Below are 17,431 nucleotides of genomic sequence, written 5' to 3' on the forward strand. Positions count from 1 at the left end.
GAGTTCGACAAAATTACTCGCAGATAAGGGATTAGGCAAGATGTTAACATCAAAAAAATCCCTAGTTTTCACACTAGGGATCTCTTTTTAATCAATGTTAGCTTGCGGGTAACTTAGTAGACGGGGAGAAGCCCTAACAGAGAGAGAATATGTGCGGTTGCGTTAATCAAACCAAATAAGATCACAAATCCAATGACAAAGCTTCCACCCGGTGTTCGATAGCTATTATTTGGAAAACGTTTACGGCTTGCTCTTGCCATCAAGGCTGGAATAATCACCGCCCAAATGGTTGCTGCGAGACCCGCAAATCCAATGGCATAAATAAAGCCGTTAGGGAACACCAAACCTAAAATTGTGGGTGGTAAAAAGGTGATAATAACGGATTTGAAACGCCCTTGATGGCTATCATTAAACTTAAAGAAGTCAGCAATAAAATCAAATAAGCCAAGGGAAACGCCCAAAAATGAACTTGCTAGCGCCATATACGAGAACAGTGTTAAAAATTGTGAAATAAAGCTGCTCTGGGCGGAAATATTCATTTGGTTCAGCAGTGCACCAATATTGTTACCGTTTTCTCTTATTTCAATAAAGGATGAACGAGGAATATTACCTTGGATAGCATACTGCCATAATATATAGATAGTGACAGTGATCCCTGCGCCATATACCAAACTCAGCATGACACTGCGGCTGTCTTTATTATAGTACTTCACTAACCCAGGTACGTTACCGTGGTAACCAAAAGAGGTGAGTAAGTAAGGGAGAGCCGCTAATGCATATGGTAAATATTCACTGTTATTATTATCGTATTGATCGAAGAGAACCATCGGTGATGCTGTTGTCACCATTCCACCAATTGACATCACAAATGTGATAACCATCCCACCAATGAGAATGGTGCTTAGCCTATCAACCGCTCGAGTTGATAACCAAACAAAAAATGCAATCACTAAGGCAAAAACGAGACCTGAAATTGCTTGTGGAACTTGAGCATATTTCGACACGTTTTCAGTAATGATAGAGCTACCTGCTGAAATGTATGCATACGTTAAAATATACAAAACAAAGGTAATAGATAAAGAGTTAATGGTATTCCAGCTTGAGCCTAATAGATCTTTGACCATCGTATGAAAACTGGCACCTGCCGGATAATTCATATTTGCTTCTAGAATCATTAATCCTGACAATAACATACAGATAAATGTGTAGATTAATAACACGACTGAGCCGGAAAACCACACACCTGAAGTCACCATTGGAATAGAAAACATACCGGCACCAACAGCGGTACCTGCGATGATCATTGAGCCGCCTAAAATAGAGGGGCGTTTTGGTGGTTTTATAACATCAGCTTCCATGATGACTCCTGAATGATTGTTTCACTGTACTAGCTGAACGATACATTAGGTGTGAAATAATGTAAACATATAAAAGATAATAAAATAAAAAATAGTCTGATGTGATTGTTATATGCACAAATGGGGTGATATTTGTGCATATGGCGTGGTTTATACAGGTTGGTGATAAAAGCGTTGAGTTAGCCAGAGGTCAATTGCATTACGGCTAGCTTCAAAATGGGGCTCAGGTAAGGGGTCTGTAGGGGAAATCCATAACAGGTTTTCACATTTATCGGTTTCCATAATTTGCGGTGCAACAGTTCCGTTATATTCCACATGCATACAGATAGATACTGTGTGTTTGCCTTCTTGTCGGAAAGTTTCAACGTTATTACTGATACCAAATACAGTAGGGGATGTGATATCGATCCCAATTTCTTCTTTTATTTCGCGGATTGCACAAGCTTCAAAAGATTCCCCTGGATCAACATGACCACCAAAAATGGACCAATAAGGCGCATGTTTGCTGCTACGTTTACCGACTAGGATTTGTCCTTGCCTGTTAGTGATAAGCACCCCGACACCAACAACAACATATTGAGGATTCGACATTATTTTTCCTTCTTCTTGTCTTTTTATGGGAAAGAATTTTGCCACGTTGGGTTTAAATTACAATCAGCAAAAAATACAAATATCACTGAAATCAAGCGTTATTAATGTTATAACTATGCCCTGAAAATCGTGTGATAAGACAATAATGATAAGGGAGATAAGTGGTTATGACTCGCCGGGTTGCTACAATTACATTAAATCCTGCTTATGACCTTGTGGGGTTATGCCCTTCAATCGAAGTCGGTGAAGTCAATTTAGTTAAGACCGCTAGTCTTAATGCCGGAGGCAAAGGCGTCAACGTAGGAAAAGTCCTGCGTGACCTTGGTATTGATATCACCGTTAGTGGTTTTATGGGTAAAGATAACCAAGAAGAGTTCCAACACTTCTTTAGCGAAAATGGCATGGCTAACCGTTTTAGTATGGTGCCTGGTCGAACGCGCATTAATGTTAAACTTACAGAGAATAACGGTGAGTCTACAGACTTCAATTTCTCCGGTTTTGATGTCAGCAAAGAAGATTGGAACCGTTTTTCAACGGAATCTCTAAATTGGTTAGGTCATTTCGACATGGTCGTGGTAAGCGGCAGCCTACCTAACGGGATTGAGCCCGAAGAATTTACTCGTTGGATGACCCGTCTGCGCCAATTATGTCCTTGCATTATCTTTGACAGTAGCCGTGAAGCTTTAAAAGCAGGGCTTAAAGCATCCCCATGGTTAGTTAAACCGAATCGCCAAGAGTTAGAAACATGGGTCGGACGTAAATTACCAGACTTAAAAGAGGTGATTGCGGCGGCTCATGAACTGCGTGATAAAGGCATTTCCCACGTGGTGATTTCCCTTGGAGAAGAAGGGGCGCTTTGGGTAAATGCATCAGGTTCTTGGTTAGCAAAACCGCCTCAATGTGAAGTGGTCAGTACCGTTGGCGCTGGAGACTCGATGGTGGCTGGGCTCGCTTATGGTTTATTGAATGGTGAAACTAGCGAACATACATTACGTATGGCAACGGCAATTTCTGCATTGTCTGTTTCGCAGCCTGATGTAGGCTTGAAAAACCGAAATAAACTGGCGGATATGATGGCGAAAATTGAGATGAAATCACTGTAATTATTGAATTAATATTGCAGGTATTCCATAAAAAGGCAGCTCAGAGAAGGCTGCCTTTTTGTTGCGTCACTCAGTTAACTATTTTGTTGCGATTTTAACCATGCAATTTCTTGTGGCCAAATATCGGGGTTAATCGTTTCTAAAATCAGGGGAATACCATCAAAGCGTGCATCTTTCATGATATAGCGAAAAGGCGCGTAACCAATATTACCTTCTCCTAAGCTATGGTGGCGGTCAACACGACTAGCAAATTCACTTTTTGCATCATTAAGATGCATACCTTTCAAAAACTCAAAGCCGACGATATCGGAAAATTGCTGGAAGGTTTTCTCGCAATCTTCTTCTGTACGTAGATCATAGCCTGCAGCAAAAGCATGGCAAGTATCAATACACACACCGACACGGCTTTGGTCTTTAACGCATTCAATGATTTTGGCTAAATGCGTAAAATCAAAGCCCAGATTAGTGCCTTGACCTGCGGTATTTTCAATCACAGCAATCACACCTTCGGTTTCGGCTAAGGCGATATTAATAGATTCAGCAATACGGGCTAAACAGTCATCCACTTCAATTTGCTTGAGATGACTACCCGGGTGAAAGTTGAGCAAGTCGATACCTAATTGCATACAGCGCTGCATTTCATCAATGAAAGCGGTACGGGATTTCTCCAAAGCTTCAAATTCTGGGTGCCCTAAATTAATGAGGTAGCTATCATGGGGCAAAATTTGGTGTTTACCATAGCCATACTTAACGCAATTTTGTTTGAAGCTTTTGATCATTTCGTCGCTAAGTGGAGCGGCTTTCCATTGACGTTGATTTTTCGTAAATAAAGCAAATGCGGTGGCACCAATTTCATGGGCGCGAATAACTGCTTGGTCAACGCCGCCAGAGGCGCTGACGTGTGCTCCAACATATTTCATGATTGACTCCTTTTTTCAGGAGTATGCCATTAATAACTAAAGAAATGAAACCAATAAAAAAGCCGCTTATAAAAGCGGCAATAGACCATTTTCAACCCTAGGGTCCTGAAAATGGTGCTTTTGAGTTGTAAAATTGACAAGGAAAATCAATTTATTGATTTTCGCCCGATAACACAAAGAGGGAAAAACCCTGTTGTATCCCTCTTTGTCAGCAACCTCAAGCCGCTTATAAAAGCGGCAATCGGAGGTGCTCAAAGGCGCTAAACTTAGCCAGTAAAAAATGCGGGTTAAAATAGAGACTGAATAGCGACGTTAATCACAATGCCACCAAAAATTAACCAAGCAAACAAAATAGCGGCCATCAGCAATGGTTTGATACCGGCTTGGCGAATAGCACTAACGTGGGTCGTTAACCCTAAAGCCACCATTGCCATCGCTAATAAAATGGTATCTAACGTAATAATGTGTTTAACCAGCTGCTCTGGTAGTAAATTGAATGAGTTAAATGCAGCTACCAGAATAAAAATCACAGCAAACCAAGGAATGGTGATTTTACTTTTTTGTGCACCATCTTGGGTATTTGCAGCACTTTTACGGCTAATAAATGCAGACAAAATGATTAAAAATGGTGCTAACATCATGACACGTAACATTTTTGCAATCACTGACGCATTTTCAGCATCGGGACCAATTGTGTGCCCTGCGGCAACCACTTGTGCGACTTCATGAACGGTTGAACCAATATAAATCCCAAAGCTTTCTTGAGTCGCAGGGATCCATCCGAAGTGAGCATTTAGCTGATATAACCACGGATAGACGAAAATACCAATGGTACCGAAGATAACAACCGTTGATACTGCCACAGCGACTTTACTTGCGGATGCTTTCACGACAGGTTCTGTTGCCATGACCGCGGCAGCACCACAAATGCTGCTACCAGCACCAATTAACATTGTTGTTTCATCATCAAGTTTAAACACTTTTTTACCTAACCAGTAAGCCAATAAAAAAGTGGTGATTAAGGTGAGTGCATCAATAATTAGCCCCGTGGCACCTACATCAGTAATTTGCTGAAATGTTAAACGGAACCCATACAGGATAATACCGGCACGGAGAAAATAGTGTTTTGCGAATTTGATCCCAGCATCACTACTTGTGCTGATCGCAGGGTAAATGGTATTGCCCACGCAAATACCAAGAAGGATAGCGAGGGTGAGTGCACCTAATCCGATATCCATAAACCAAGACTGTTCACCAAGGTAGATTGCAACGGCAGTTAAAATTCCCGCTAAAATGATCCCTGGGATAAGTTTGAGAATAGGAAACGAATGATTTTGTGTTATTGCTTTGGTTCCTGTTTTATCCATGACTACACTCTTTAATGACGACTTAGATTAAGTTGGAATAAGCATATAACAAAAAATGTAATAATCTAAATTGATTGTTTTTGTATTATTTATCTAATAAACAGGTTAACAGTTTCTTCTGGTATATTGCTAATAAATGATTAATATTAACAATATTATTACAACTAGATAATCAAGCTGGAGCTTTCTGTATGCGTATTACACTGAGGCAACTTGAGGTTTTCACGGAAGTATTAAAAAGTGGCTCCACGACGCAAGCATCGCAATTATTGGCGTTATCTCAGTCCGCAGTGAGTGCATCACTCACTGATTTGGAAGGGCAATTAGGGGTACAACTTTTTGACCGAGTAGGTAAACGGCTTGTTACGAATGAACATGGGCGTCTTCTTTATCCAAAAGCATTAGCGCTATTAGAACAGGCGTTTGAAGTTGAGCAACTGTTTAAAAAAGAGATGGGCGCCGTTCGCTTGGCGGCGAGTACTACCATTGGGAACTATATGTTGCCAGAGATTTTAGCTGGATATCGCCATGATAATCCTGAAATTCCACTGGAATTATTTATTGGTAATACTGAAGAAGTCATTAAAGGCGTCATGGAGTTTAGAGCCGATGTGGGATTGATTGAAGGGGTATGTCATAGCCCTGAATTAATATCAAAACCGTGGCTAAAAGATGAATTAGTGGTGTTTTCAGCGCCAAGTAACCCATTAGCGAAGAAAAAAGTCACCGTGAGAGATCTGAAAGACGCGCCATGGATTTTACGTGAACGCGGTTCGGGTACGCGAGATGTCTTGGATCAACTGCTATTTGCTCATCTTCCTGGTTTCCAGATTTTAATGGAGCTTGGCAATTCAGAAGCGATCAAACACGCAGTACGCTTTGGAATGGGGATTAGCTGTTTATCTCGACGAGTGATTGCAGAACAATTAGAAAATGGCACGCTGGTGGAGCTTGAAGTTGAAGAACTGCAACTTGAGCGTACGTTATATCTGATTTATCACCGTCAGAAGCATCTTTCTAATGCGATTACTAATTTGCTGGCTTACTGTAACTAAATGAAACCATCATAACGTGTTTTGCTAATAATTATCGTTGGATTATGAAGGTATCTTATAACAGCAAAGAGTTGCTTAGTTCTGCCGTTTGAGTTTGTTAGAATCCCCGCGTTATTGACTGAAAATAAAATACAGGGAACAGATGGCAGAACAACATACCACGACATCTATGGGCGGCGGACAAAAATTACGTCGTGAGCTAAAAGCCCGTCACCTCGCAATGATCGCAATTGGCGGCTCCATCGGAACAGGTTTATTTGTGGCATCCGGTGCCACAGTAGCACAAGCCGGACCAGGTGGAGCTCTCCTCTCTTATGCCATTATTGGATTAATGGTGTATTTCTTAATGACCAGTTTAGGTGAATTGGCAGCTTATATGCCAGTCTCCGGCTCTTTTGCAACCTACGGTGCAAAGTATGTCGATGAAGGCTTTGGTTTCGCATTAGGTTGGAACTACTGGTACAACTGGGCAGTGACTATTGCTGTCGACCTTGTCGCGGCACAACTGGTTATGACTTACTGGTTCCCAGATACCCCAGGCTGGATCTGGAGTGCTATCTTCTTAGCGATCATTTTCTTACTGAATTACATCTCCGTTAAAGGATTTGGTGAAGCAGAATACTGGTTCTCCCTGATTAAAGTCACCACGGTGGTTATTTTTATTATCGTCGGCGTATTGATGATTTTTGGCATCATGAACGGGGCGGAAAATGCAGGTTGGCATAACTGGGAAATTGGTGATGCGCCATTTGCAGGTGGTTTCTCTGCAATGATTGGTGTGGCAATGATTGTTGGGTTCTCGTTCCAAGGTACTGAGCTAATTGGTATTGCTGCAGGTGAATCAAAAGATCCTGCGAAAAATATTCCTCGTGCTGTACGCAAGGTATTCTGGCGTATCCTTTTATTCTATATCTTCGCGATTTTAATTATTAGCCTGATCATTCCTTACACTGACCCAAGCTTATTACGTAATGATGTCAAAGATATTAGCGTAAGCCCATTTACCCTAGTGTTTGAGAACGCAGGGTTATTATCAGCAGCTGCTGTGATGAACGCTGTTATTTTAACCGCAGTACTGTCGGCGGGTAACTCGGGTATGTATGCGTCAACCCGTATGCTGTATACCTTAGCCCGCGAAGGTAAAGCCCCGAAGATTTTTGCTCAGCTGTCTAAAGGTGGCGTACCGCGCTATGCATTATTAGCGACAACCGTTGTTGCTGGCTTATGTTTCTTAAGCTCAATGTTTGGTAATCAAACCGTTTATCTGTGGTTATTAAATACATCGGGGATGACAGGTTTCATTGCGTGGTTAGGGATCGCTATTAGCCATTATCGTTTCAGAAGAGGCTATATCGCCCAAGGTAAAGATTTAAATGACCTGCCATATCGTTCAGGCTTCTTCCCAGTAGGACCGATTTTTGCCTTTATTCTGTGCTTAGTCATCACGTTAGGACAGAACTACCAAGCTTTCTTAGAAGATAAGATTGACTGGGTAGGTGTGACTGCGACCTATATCGGTATTCCACTGTTTTTAGCTATCTGGTTTGGGTACAAGATAGTGAGAAAAACGTCGATTGTGCGTTATAAAGAGATGAGTTTTCCGTCTTATAGAGAAAACTTAGAGAAGTAATTTTTGCGCTAAAGATAATTAAAAGAACAGTATCGTCATAGGGTAATGTGAGTCAGTTAATTCGCTGACAGCATTACCCTTTTTTTTATCTACAGATGCTTGAACATCCACCAATTCCCCTTCAAAAGATTCAAGTTTTGAATCAAGTCACACAATCGGTCATTGGAACTCATTAATTATTTAATGATGCTATTGATAAGTATTACCATTTGCATTATTGTTACCGCCTGCGAATGAGAGCTAATTACTTATTTGATTTTGCTTCAAAAGTGGTAAACCTCAGAAAGTATCATGACAAAAATAATAATCCTATAGGGCGCATAACCCTAGTGCTGAGCATAAAAATTCATTGTTAAGAAAAGAAATCTCTTGGAGAGTCGGGAATGGTTGTTTTTACTAAAAGAAAAATCGCAGTTAGCATTATTGCGGCTATGACTACAGTACCTGCGTTTGCGGATGATAGCAGCGACAAAATTTTTGTAACGACTGCATCAGGTTACCAGCAAAAAATTGAAGATGCCCCAGCATCAATTTCAGTGGTAACGCGCGAGCAATTAGAGACTAAAGCTTACCGCGATGTCACGGATGCGCTGAAAGATGTTCCAGGTGTATTAGTCACAGGAGGGGGTAGTAGCTCCGATATTAGTATCCGCGGGATGGATGCGAAGTACACCATGATCCTTATCGATGGAAAACGTGTGGATACACGTAGCATTCGACCAAATAGTGATGGTGCAGGTATCGAACAAGGCTGGTTACCACCATTACCTGCTATTGAGCGTATTGAAGTCGTACGTGGTCCTATGTCCTCACTGTATGGTTCTGATGCTATGGGTGGGGTTATCAATATTATTACTCGTCGTGTTCAACAAGAGTGGACAACGAGTTTACGTGCCGATACCACAATTACAGAGCGCAAAAATTCGGGTAATACCGGGCAAGGTAGCTTCTATACATCTGGACCATTAGTTGATGGTTTATTGGGAGTAAAGTTACAAGGTCAATATTCACACCGTAGTGAAGATAAAATTATCGATGGATTTGGTCGCCAAATTATGACAAGTGGTGGTGGTACATTATCACTGACCCCAAATGAGCAAAATGCGTTTGATTTAGACTTTAAAAAAGATAATCAGCATCGTGACTATCGTGAAGGTTATACCGCAGCTCGTGGTGATGGTAGCGGATTTAGCAAGTATGATATGACTCATATGGCTTTAACCCACACTGGTACTTATGATATTGCATCGACGGACACGTATGTTCAGTACGATGAAGCGAAAAACCCAGGTCGTAAAATGACGGCAGAAGATTTAGTCTTCCGTAATCAAAGTGTTTTTTTACTGGGTGATCACAGTGTCAGTATTGGTGGCCAGTACCGTAAAGAAAAGCTAAAAGATCAGAGTAACAAACTACCGGGAAATAGTGAGCTAGATAGATACAGCTGGGCATTATTTGCAGAAGATGAATGGTTAATGACAAATGATTTTGCATTAACTGGTGGTCTGCGAATGGATAATGATGAAAACTACGGTGCGCATTGGACTCCTCGTTTATATGGTGTTTGGCATGCAGATGAGCAGTGGACAATTAAAGGTGGTGTCTCTACTGGCTATAAAGCACCAAGCTTACGTGAATCATCTGCAAATTGGGGACAAGCAACTGGTGGCAATAAAGGGAATGCGATTATTTATGGTAATCCTGACTTAAAACCAGAAAAAAGTATTACAGAAGAAATTGGCGTTATCTGGAATAACCAAGATAACCTAACTGCTGGAGTTACTATTTATAATACTGATTTCAAAGATAAGATTACGGAAATCAGACGTTGTGATAACAGCATTGACACGATTAGAGATTGTACTTTAGCGGATGGTGAAGGGGATACTCCAGGCAAACCTTACCGTTTTGTTAGCGATAAAGCCAACGTCGACAAAGCAAGAATGCAAGGTGTTGAAGTGACCTTCAACTGGGGAATTCTTGATAACCTCGAGTTTGCAGCGAACTATACCTATACCCACACAGAACAAAAAAGTGGGGTGAATAAAGGTAAACCGTTGAGTAAACAGCCTAAACACATGGTAAATACCACCTTGACTTGGGATACAACGGAAGATTTACAAACGTGGGGTCGTATGAATTTCCGTAGTGAAACTTCAGACTATCAAGGTCGTGGCCAGCAAATGAGTAAAGGTACACCATCTTATGCCCTGTTTGACCTTGGTACGAGTTATAAATTGAGTAAAAATGCCAATATAGTTGGTGGTGTTTATAACGTATTGGATCGTCGTGTCGATAAAGGGACATATGGTGCTGAATTAGAAGGTCGTCGTTATAATATCGGTATCAACTACAACTTCTAATTAGACCACTAATTTTTATGCCTATAAGCCCTTTGGTTTGTCGCCAAAGGGCTTTTTTGTACTATTATTCAAAAAGAAAATAAGTAATTCAGAAATAAAGATATAGTCATTCGAGCGTAATAGAGTGAATCTACCATACTGTTATGGAGTCTAGTAGGAACAGATTATGCCCAAACTTACCCGCTATTTTAGTGCTTGCTGTTTGAGTGTTTTATTATTCATTGGTAGCGTTTCTTACGCGCTTGCAGGGGATCCCGGACCATACCGATTAGTGTTCCTCGATATCTCGCAATCACCGTATCAAGATGGTCAAAAGTTATTAATCGAATTACGCAAAATGGAACGACTCTCATCAGTGCAGCGAGAAGCCTGTTTTATGTGTAATGGCAGTGATGATGGTGATTCTGATGTGGAAGTGTTGTATGTCTATTCGGTTCCTGTCGGGCTATCGATTGAAACGTTACGTAAAGCGGTAAATGGTGATGTTGCTGCGAGAAACAGTATGCAGCTTGTATTAGGTAATTTTAAGGATCAGTATGATTATGGCGTGGATGGTTTACTGATTTATAACCATCAAGAAGGCAAAGTCACTGTTTATACTATGGACAATAAAGTGGGTAGCGAGCTTCAATCTGAAACGAAGGCGGTAAAAAGTAAATTATTGCATTCAAGCTTAGATATGCTTTTGGAAAAGAGTGCAGCAAAATTAGATAGACCGGTTTAGTATTTTGTATGGGCTAACCGAGAGGTTTAAATTGCGATAATCCCCATAAAAACTTGTCATATTAGTTAGTGGAACAAAAAGTCCAAAATTATCAAAATTTCTCATAGAAAAGAGGGCACTTTGTTAACAAATTGGCTTGCTATTTACAGGTATGACGTGCAAAATGCGCGGACTAAAAAATGACTGATGCCTGATAAAAACCGGCATCGGTTTTTTTGCTTTTTAGGGTTCTTTCATTTTAACGGGGCCGGATATCAGGCCGGATAGATAAATAAATATTTACGTGTAGCGAATATTTCATGCTACAGCTTTGAGGAATGCTTTTATGGCTTACTTTTTTGCACTGGCAGCAGGGCCGAGCGGTCGTCGTTGCCGCATTGATGACTACGGAGCAAACACCGGCTTCGCACAGACGCTTTTTCACTTCTCATCGTTCTTCTCTGCTTATAGACAGATGCAAAGTCTTCCCAGTAACTGTCGATTGAGTCGAAGTACTCAATCGAAAGTTATGGGAGGGCTTTATCATGCAAAATAATTCCGTACCTTTAGATATCGGCCACAACCAAACTGGCGCCAATAACCGAGTTCAACTTGCGAAAACATTAACACTTGTGCAAGTCGTCATGATCGGTATTGCGTATATTCAGCCAATGACTATTTTTGATACTTTCGGAATGGTATCAGATAAGACTGGTGGTCACGTCCCGACTTCATACATTATTGCACTGGCTGCGATACTGTTTACTGCACTGAGCTACGGTAAGCTGGTAAAACGCTTCCCATCCGCTGGTTCAGCGTATACTTATGCCCAGAAATCAATGAGTCCACATATTGGTTTCCTTGTGGGTTGGACATCTTTGCTGTCCTACATTTTCATGCCAATGATTAACATTTTATTGGCGAAAATCTATTTACAAGATATTTTCCCGAATGTTGAACCTGCGTTCTTTGTGATTGGCTTAGTTATTTTAATGACGGCTGCTAACTTACGGGGTATCAACGTAATTGCAAACCTAAGTACGGTTATTGCGATTATCCAAATAGGGGTAATGGCCGTCTTTACTGGTTTAGTGATCCACGGCGTTTCAAATGGTGAAGGTTCAGGGGAGATCTGGACATTTAATCCATTTGCGAATGAAAAAACGGAATTGATCCCACTGATTGCAGGGGCGACGATACTCTGTTTCTCATTCTTAGGCTTTGATGGGTTAAGTTCACTGTCAGAAGAAACGCCAAACGCAGGTAAAGTCATCCCTCGTGCTATTTTCCTAACAGCGCTGATTGGTGGTGTGATCTTTATTACCGTTTCATTCTTCTTACAACAATTTTTCCCAGATGTTTCACGTTTTGCGAATATTAACGAAACACAGCCAGACATCATGCGGTTTGTCGCAGGATCGTTCTTCCAAGCGATTATTCTCGTGTTCTCCTGCGTTACTGTATTAGCATCGGGCATGGCTGCCCATGCGGGGAGTGCGCGTTTGATGTATGTTATGGGGCGTGATGGCGTATTCCCAGAGAAAATCTTTGGTTACGTGAGCCCAACATGGCGTACACCAGCGTATAACGTTCTGTTAGTTGGTTTCTTAGCTCTCGGCGCTATCTGGTTTGAGATGGATTTCGCCACCGCGTTAATTAACTTTGGTGCACTGATTGCATTTACTTTCGTGAACATCTCAGTGATCAGCCAGTTCTTTATTCGTGAACGCCGTATTAAAGGCTTTAAGAACATCATGAACTATTTGATATTACCGATCATCGGTACCCTCACAGTCTGTGTGCTGTGGTTGAATATCGAAGAAGATTCAATGGTTTATGGTTTGATTTGGACGGCGGTTGGTTTGGTGTATATGGCGGTGTTGACTCGGATGTTCCGTAGGCCTATGCCGCAGATGAGCGACGTTTAGATATATTCTTCATACTTCGCGCTGTAGCGTTGTTGGCTGCACGCGCTAGCCCTAGTCACATACTTATGTATGCTCCTAGGGGCTAGCTTGCTTGCCGCCTAGCTACAACACGAATTATTTTGAATGCATGTAAGTATCAAAATAATTTAACGGTAAACGGCAAACGGCAAACGGCAAACGGCAAACTACGAACTGAAATTGAAGACTAATAAAAACAGCACCATTGGGTGCTGTTTTTGTTTCTGAAGGGGATTAATAATTTCTTAACATATTAATCTTATGTGATATTGTGAAAGGATATTAATGGCAATACCCTGACAGGAAGGCATGAGATGAATGATGTAAAAAATCCTGAGAACCAACGACTATTACTCACACTCAGGAACATTGTTGGCAAAAAAAATATCCTTACCGAACCCCATAAAACAGAACGTTATCGTAAAGGCTTTCGCTCCGGTGTAGGGGATGCCATTGCTGTTGTTTTTCCAACCACGTTATTAGAGCAATGGTATGTGTTTAAAGCCTGTGTCGAAGCCGATAAAGTCGTCATTATGCAAGCGGCAAATACAGGGTTAACTGAAGGTTCAACGCCAAGTGGTTATGATTATGATCGTGATATCGTGATTATTAGCACATTGCGTTTGAACCAAATACAAGTCCTGCCTGAATTTAACCAAGTGGTTGCGATGCCAGGTAGTACCCTCTATGTCCTCGAAAAAATTCTCAAACCGCTGGGTCGTGAACCCCATTCATTAATTGGTTCTTCTTGCATTGGCGCCTCTGTTGTTGGTGGTATTTGCAACAGTTCAGGCGGTTCATTAGTACGCCGAGGACCCGCCTATACTGAGCTTGCGTTATACGGGCGAGTGAATGAAGATGGTACTGTTGAATTGGTCAACCATTTAGGGATCGCATTGGGTGATACACCAGAAGAGATCCTGACCAACTTACAAAATCGTCGCTACAGTAGCGAAGATGTGGAAAGCAGTGAAAAATTAGCATCTGACCATGAATACGCAACGCGGGTACGTGATGTGGATGCCGATACACCTTCTCGTTTTAATGCGGATGAGCGCCGACTATTTGAAGCGTCAGGTTGCGCCGGTAAATTAGCTGTGTTTGCCGTACGTTTAGACACGTTCCCTGCGGATAAAGCAACACAAGTTTTCTATATTGGCTCGAACAATCCCGATGTGCTTGAAGATATCCGTCGCCATATTCTCAGTGAATTTGAAAATTTACCTGTTGCAGGTGAATACATGCATCGCGGTTGTTTTGATATTGCGGAAATATACGGCAAAGATACGTTCTTAATGATAGATAAGTTTGGCACAGATAAAATGCCTACGTTCTTCACAATTAAAGGACGTATGGACGCTGTGCTGAATAAAGTTCCATTGCTCCCATCAAACTTAATTGACCGAACTATGCAGCTGTTAAGCAAGCTTTGGCCTTCTCATTTACCGCCTAGAATGAAACAATTCCGAGATAAATATGAGCACCATTTGATGCTTAAAATGGCAGGCGATGGGATTGATGAAGTAAAAGTTTGGCTGAAATCATTCTTTGCAACCGCGGATGGTGGTTATTTTGAATGCACGCCAGAAGAGGGCGCAAAAGCATTCTTGCATCGATTTGCCGCTGCGGGGTCAGCGGTACGCTATCATGCTGTACATAATAAAGATGTTGAAGACGTCTTACCGTTAGATATTGCATTGAGACGTAATGACCGTGATTGGTTTGAAAAGTTACCGCCAGAGATAGAAAACCTCATTGTGCATAAGCTATATTGCGGACACTTTATGTGCCACGTAATGCACCAAGACTATGTCTTGAAAAAAGGTGTCGATCCAAAAGAGTTAAAACAAAAAATGTTGGAATTACTGGATGCGCGTGGCGCTCAGTATCCAGCAGAACACAATGTTGGACATCTGTATAAGGCACCAGAACAATTAAAATCGTTCTACAAAGAGTCAGACCCGACGAACACCATGAATCCAGGGTTGGGCAAGACAACCAAGCGCAAACATTGGGAAGGGGATTGTGGTTGCGACCACTAATCAAATAATTGCAATTTAATGGGCAGGTTTTCTGCCCATTTTTATTTTTATCGCTGATTATTAACTTGCTAATTCATAGGCATAGTTTACTAATGCTTTTAATTGCTGGCAGCGTTTCTCATCTTCATGATGCACGTCCATAAGTAATTGAATCTGTTGTAAATAGTCGGTTAAACGCGCTTCGGTAAAATAGTCACGGCGATGCTGCAACCAACGTTGCTGCTCATCATAGGATAACGTGGACGGGTAGTTTCGTGCTTTATAGCGGAAGAATAACTCTTTCATACGTTTATCTTCAAAACTAAGATCTAACGCAGGTAAATTTTGCGGTGCTGTTTCGCGAATAATATCCATTGTGGAGCGATCTGAAGGACTGAAAAAGCCATTATAGATTTGGCTATCCACGTCATTTGATTCTTCAAATTGTTGACCTACGCTAAATAGTTCAATCAGTTTATTTCGGACATCCGGATTTTTGCGCAGCAATTCTAAATTACGCATGCACAGATCCCGATCCAGTCCAGTACGTTCAGCATCAACGGTACGTAATGTGTTGATTGGCGCAAGGATTGGGCACTTATTGATATGCACTAATTTGATTGGAACTGGCAGGTCATCCCCGAGTTCAGCTTTAGGGGTGTACAAGCGTTCACGAAGTTCATCAGCACTTAATGTTAGCAGTGGTGACATATCGCCAGAGAGGTCACACATAATCACCGCATTTTTATTCTCAGGATGCCATGCTAGTGGAGTCACTAAGCTTACGTATGAACGTAAGGCACCAAACATCCCCGACACATGCACTAATGGGGTCATATCCACAATATCAATCAGCTGGTTAACTTTATTTTTATTTCTTAGCTGATAGAAATAGTCAAACATGCGTGGCTGTGCCTGTTTCAACAATTTTGCCATATTGATGGTGGCTAAAACGTCGGACATCGCATCATGAGCATTTTCATGGGAAACGCCATTGGCTTTGGTGAGATGCTCTAAACGTAAGCTAGGTAACCCATCATCGTTTTCTGGCCAGTTAATTCCTTCAGGGCGCAATGCGAAACACGCACGTAATGCATCCAATAAATCCCAGCGAGAATTACCTTGTTGCCAGCTATAGGCATACGGGTCATAAAAATTACGGTAAAAAATATTTCGAGTGACTTCATCATCAAAGCGAATGTTGTTGTAGCCCATAATGCAGGTGTTCGGCACGCTAAATGCCTGATGAATACGCTTGGCAAACTCGGCTTCATTTACACCATTTGCCATGGCGATTTGCGGGGTAATCCCCGTTATCATTACAGCTTCCGGCTGAGGAAGATAATCATCCGTAGGTTTACAGTAAAATACTTCAGGTTCACCGATGATGTTGAAATCTAAGTCTGTTCGCACACCAGCAAATTGAGCAGGGCGATCGAGAGCCGGATGCTTACCAAATGTTTCATAGTCATGAATAAAGAAGGTTGGCTGGTTATGATTATTTTTCAAAATGAGGTCCATCGTCGATTTAGGTGAGTAATGCAAGCGTATAACCGTTTGAAGGCTATGGTAAACCATCTGGCAGAAAATCTAAACTTATGTGGAAGTTACTCGTGAAGAAAATGATATTCCTATTGCATGAATCATACTGCGGCACGTTTTTAACGTTGGATCCCAAGGGATAGAGTGTGATAGCGCGTTTCTCGTCGTCAGCGTGATGACTGTGCGATACCGATTCACGCTTCAATAGCATCTTCATGATGATAAAATTCAGTCTTCCCTGAGTGTGCTCGCAAATTAAGGGCTAAAGACGCATTGGTAATGCAAATCATTAAATTCAAATTAATAAAATTGTGAATGTAACTTGTAAGGTGACCATGGAAGAAGGTATTGTGTTAATAGACAATACATTTTGATTATTGAATAGAGGATTTTAAACATGGAAAACGCTAACAAACCAACTTTCCAAAATGTGCTGGAATTTGTGCGTATGTTTCGTCGTAAAAATAAAATTCGTCGCGAAATCACGGATAATGAAAAAAAAATTCGTGATAACCAAAAACGTGTTTTGCTGTTAGATAACCTTAGTGAATATATTAAGCCGGGCATGTCTATTGAAGATATCCAAGCTATTATTGCCAATATGCGTAGCGACTATGATGACCGCGTAGACGATTACATCATTAAAAATGCGGAGCTTTCTAAAGAACGCCGTGAAATATCTAAGAAGCTTAAAGAGATGGGTGATTTACCACGTATTGATGTGAAATAAACCCTAAAAAATTCAGTTTTAAGATGCCTCGTTGTGATGTTTTAAACCCAGCGGGGCATTTTTTTATTCTTATAACGAGCATTGAAGAATATGAGGCAAAAA

General features: G+C 41.3%; 13 protein-coding genes. 8 read left to right on the forward strand and 5 right to left on the reverse strand.

Annotated features, from left to right (window positions below):
* Nucleotides 1-113: 113 nt before the first annotated feature.
* Both mtr and PR766_RS01355 read right to left on the reverse strand, forming a co-directional pair.
* Nucleotides 114-1,358 (reverse strand): tryptophan permease, encoded by a 1,245-nt coding sequence (mtr, locus tag PR766_RS01350; protein WP_006660783.1) that lies wholly within the window; start codon nt 1,356-1,358, stop codon nt 114-116.
* A gap of 150 nt (nt 1,359-1,508) precedes the next feature.
* Nucleotides 1,509-1,949 (reverse strand): nucleotide triphosphate diphosphatase NUDT15, encoded by a 441-nt coding sequence (locus PR766_RS01355; protein WP_036966046.1) that lies wholly within the window; start codon nt 1,947-1,949, stop codon nt 1,509-1,511.
* Between the two features lie 167 nt (nt 1,950-2,116).
* Between PR766_RS01355 and fruK the strand changes: the two genes are divergently transcribed.
* Complete coding sequence (gene fruK, locus PR766_RS01360; protein ID WP_006660785.1) at nt 2,117-3,052, forward strand: 1-phosphofructokinase; 936 nt, start codon at nt 2,117-2,119, stop codon at nt 3,050-3,052.
* A gap of 74 nt (nt 3,053-3,126) precedes the next feature.
* On the opposite strand, the gene nfo is transcribed toward fruK, so the two are convergent.
* Nucleotides 3,127-3,972 (reverse strand): deoxyribonuclease IV, encoded by an 846-nt coding sequence (gene nfo / locus PR766_RS01365; protein WP_036978939.1) that lies wholly within the window; start codon nt 3,970-3,972, stop codon nt 3,127-3,129.
* A gap of 287 nt (nt 3,973-4,259) precedes the next feature.
* Nucleotides 4,260-5,339, reverse strand: coding sequence for a YeiH family protein (locus PR766_RS01370; protein WP_006660788.1), 1,080 nt, complete (start codon nt 5,337-5,339; stop codon nt 4,260-4,262).
* A 191-nt stretch (nt 5,340-5,530) separates the two neighbouring features.
* Here PR766_RS01370 and yieE point away from each other — a divergent pair, with 191 nt between their 5' ends.
* From yieE to dld, 6 genes are all read left to right on the forward strand, one after another.
* Complete coding sequence (gene yieE, locus PR766_RS01375) at nt 5,531-6,394, forward strand: DNA-binding transcriptional regulator YeiE (RefSeq protein ID WP_006660789.1); 864 nt, start codon at nt 5,531-5,533, stop codon at nt 6,392-6,394.
* 142 nt (nt 6,395-6,536) lie between these two features.
* Nucleotides 6,537-8,024, forward strand: a complete 1,488-nt coding sequence (locus tag PR766_RS01380) for an amino acid permease (RefSeq protein ID WP_006660790.1) — start codon at nt 6,537-6,539, stop codon at nt 8,022-8,024.
* Nucleotides 8,025-8,407: 383 nt separating this feature from the next.
* The gene (locus PR766_RS01385; protein ID WP_006660791.1) at nt 8,408-10,387 is read left to right on the forward strand and encodes a ligand-gated channel protein; all 1,980 of its coding nucleotides are present in this window, start codon (nt 8,408-8,410) and stop codon (nt 10,385-10,387) included.
* A 166-nt stretch (nt 10,388-10,553) separates the two neighbouring features.
* Nucleotides 10,554-11,111 (forward strand): hypothetical protein, encoded by a 558-nt coding sequence (locus PR766_RS01390; RefSeq protein ID WP_006660792.1) that lies wholly within the window; start codon nt 10,554-10,556, stop codon nt 11,109-11,111.
* A gap of 524 nt (nt 11,112-11,635) precedes the next feature.
* Complete coding sequence (locus PR766_RS01400) at nt 11,636-13,018, forward strand: APC family permease (RefSeq protein ID WP_006660794.1); 1,383 nt, start codon at nt 11,636-11,638, stop codon at nt 13,016-13,018.
* Between the two features lie 332 nt (nt 13,019-13,350).
* Nucleotides 13,351-15,078, forward strand: a complete 1,728-nt coding sequence (dld, locus tag PR766_RS01405; protein ID WP_154636420.1) for a D-lactate dehydrogenase — start codon at nt 13,351-13,353, stop codon at nt 15,076-15,078.
* 60 nt (nt 15,079-15,138) lie between these two features.
* Here dld and sbcB read toward each other — a convergent pair whose 3' ends face one another.
* Nucleotides 15,139-16,578 carry an exodeoxyribonuclease I gene (sbcB, locus tag PR766_RS01410; protein WP_036961285.1) on the reverse strand — a complete coding sequence of 480 codons (1,440 nt, stop codon included), beginning with the start codon at nt 16,576-16,578 and terminating at the stop codon, nt 15,139-15,141.
* Between the two features lie 418 nt (nt 16,579-16,996).
* Here sbcB and tmaR point away from each other — a divergent pair, with 418 nt between their 5' ends.
* Nucleotides 16,997-17,329, forward strand: coding sequence for a PTS system regulator TmaR (gene tmaR / locus PR766_RS01415; RefSeq protein ID WP_006660797.1), 333 nt, complete (start codon nt 16,997-16,999; stop codon nt 17,327-17,329).
* The last annotated feature ends 102 nt before the right edge of the window (nt 17,330-17,431 follow it).

The organism is Providencia sp. PROV208, assembly GCF_028479465.1.
GTDB lineage: Bacteria > Pseudomonadota > Gammaproteobacteria > Enterobacterales > Enterobacteriaceae > Providencia > Providencia alcalifaciens.

Excerpts from the sequence above, each read along its gene's own strand:
- mtr (WP_006660783.1), bottom strand. The coding sequence starts at position 1,358 with ATGGAAGCTGATGTTATAAAACCACCAAAACGCCCCTCTATTTTAGGC.
- PR766_RS01355 (WP_036966046.1), bottom strand. The coding sequence starts at position 1,949 with ATGTCGAATCCTCAATATGTTGTTGTTGGTGTCGGGGTGCTTATCACT.
- fruK (WP_006660785.1), top strand. The coding sequence starts at position 2,117 with ATGACTCGCCGGGTTGCTACAATTACATTAAATCCTGCTTATGACCTT.
- nfo (WP_036978939.1), bottom strand. The coding sequence starts at position 3,972 with ATGAAATATGTTGGAGCACACGTCAGCGCCTCTGGCGGCGTTGACCAA.
- PR766_RS01370 (WP_006660788.1), bottom strand. The coding sequence starts at position 5,339 with ATGGATAAAACAGGAACCAAAGCAATAACACAAAATCATTCGTTTCCT.
- yieE (WP_006660789.1), top strand. The coding sequence starts at position 5,531 with ATGCGTATTACACTGAGGCAACTTGAGGTTTTCACGGAAGTATTAAAA.
- PR766_RS01380 (WP_006660790.1), top strand. The coding sequence starts at position 6,537 with ATGGCAGAACAACATACCACGACATCTATGGGCGGCGGACAAAAATTA.
- PR766_RS01385 (WP_006660791.1), top strand. The coding sequence starts at position 8,408 with ATGGTTGTTTTTACTAAAAGAAAAATCGCAGTTAGCATTATTGCGGCT.
- PR766_RS01390 (WP_006660792.1), top strand. The coding sequence starts at position 10,554 with ATGCCCAAACTTACCCGCTATTTTAGTGCTTGCTGTTTGAGTGTTTTA.
- PR766_RS01400 (WP_006660794.1), top strand. The coding sequence starts at position 11,636 with ATGCAAAATAATTCCGTACCTTTAGATATCGGCCACAACCAAACTGGC.
- dld (WP_154636420.1), top strand. The coding sequence starts at position 13,351 with ATGAATGATGTAAAAAATCCTGAGAACCAACGACTATTACTCACACTC.
- sbcB (WP_036961285.1), bottom strand. The coding sequence starts at position 16,578 with ATGGACCTCATTTTGAAAAATAATCATAACCAGCCAACCTTCTTTATT.
- tmaR (WP_006660797.1), top strand. The coding sequence starts at position 16,997 with ATGGAAAACGCTAACAAACCAACTTTCCAAAATGTGCTGGAATTTGTG.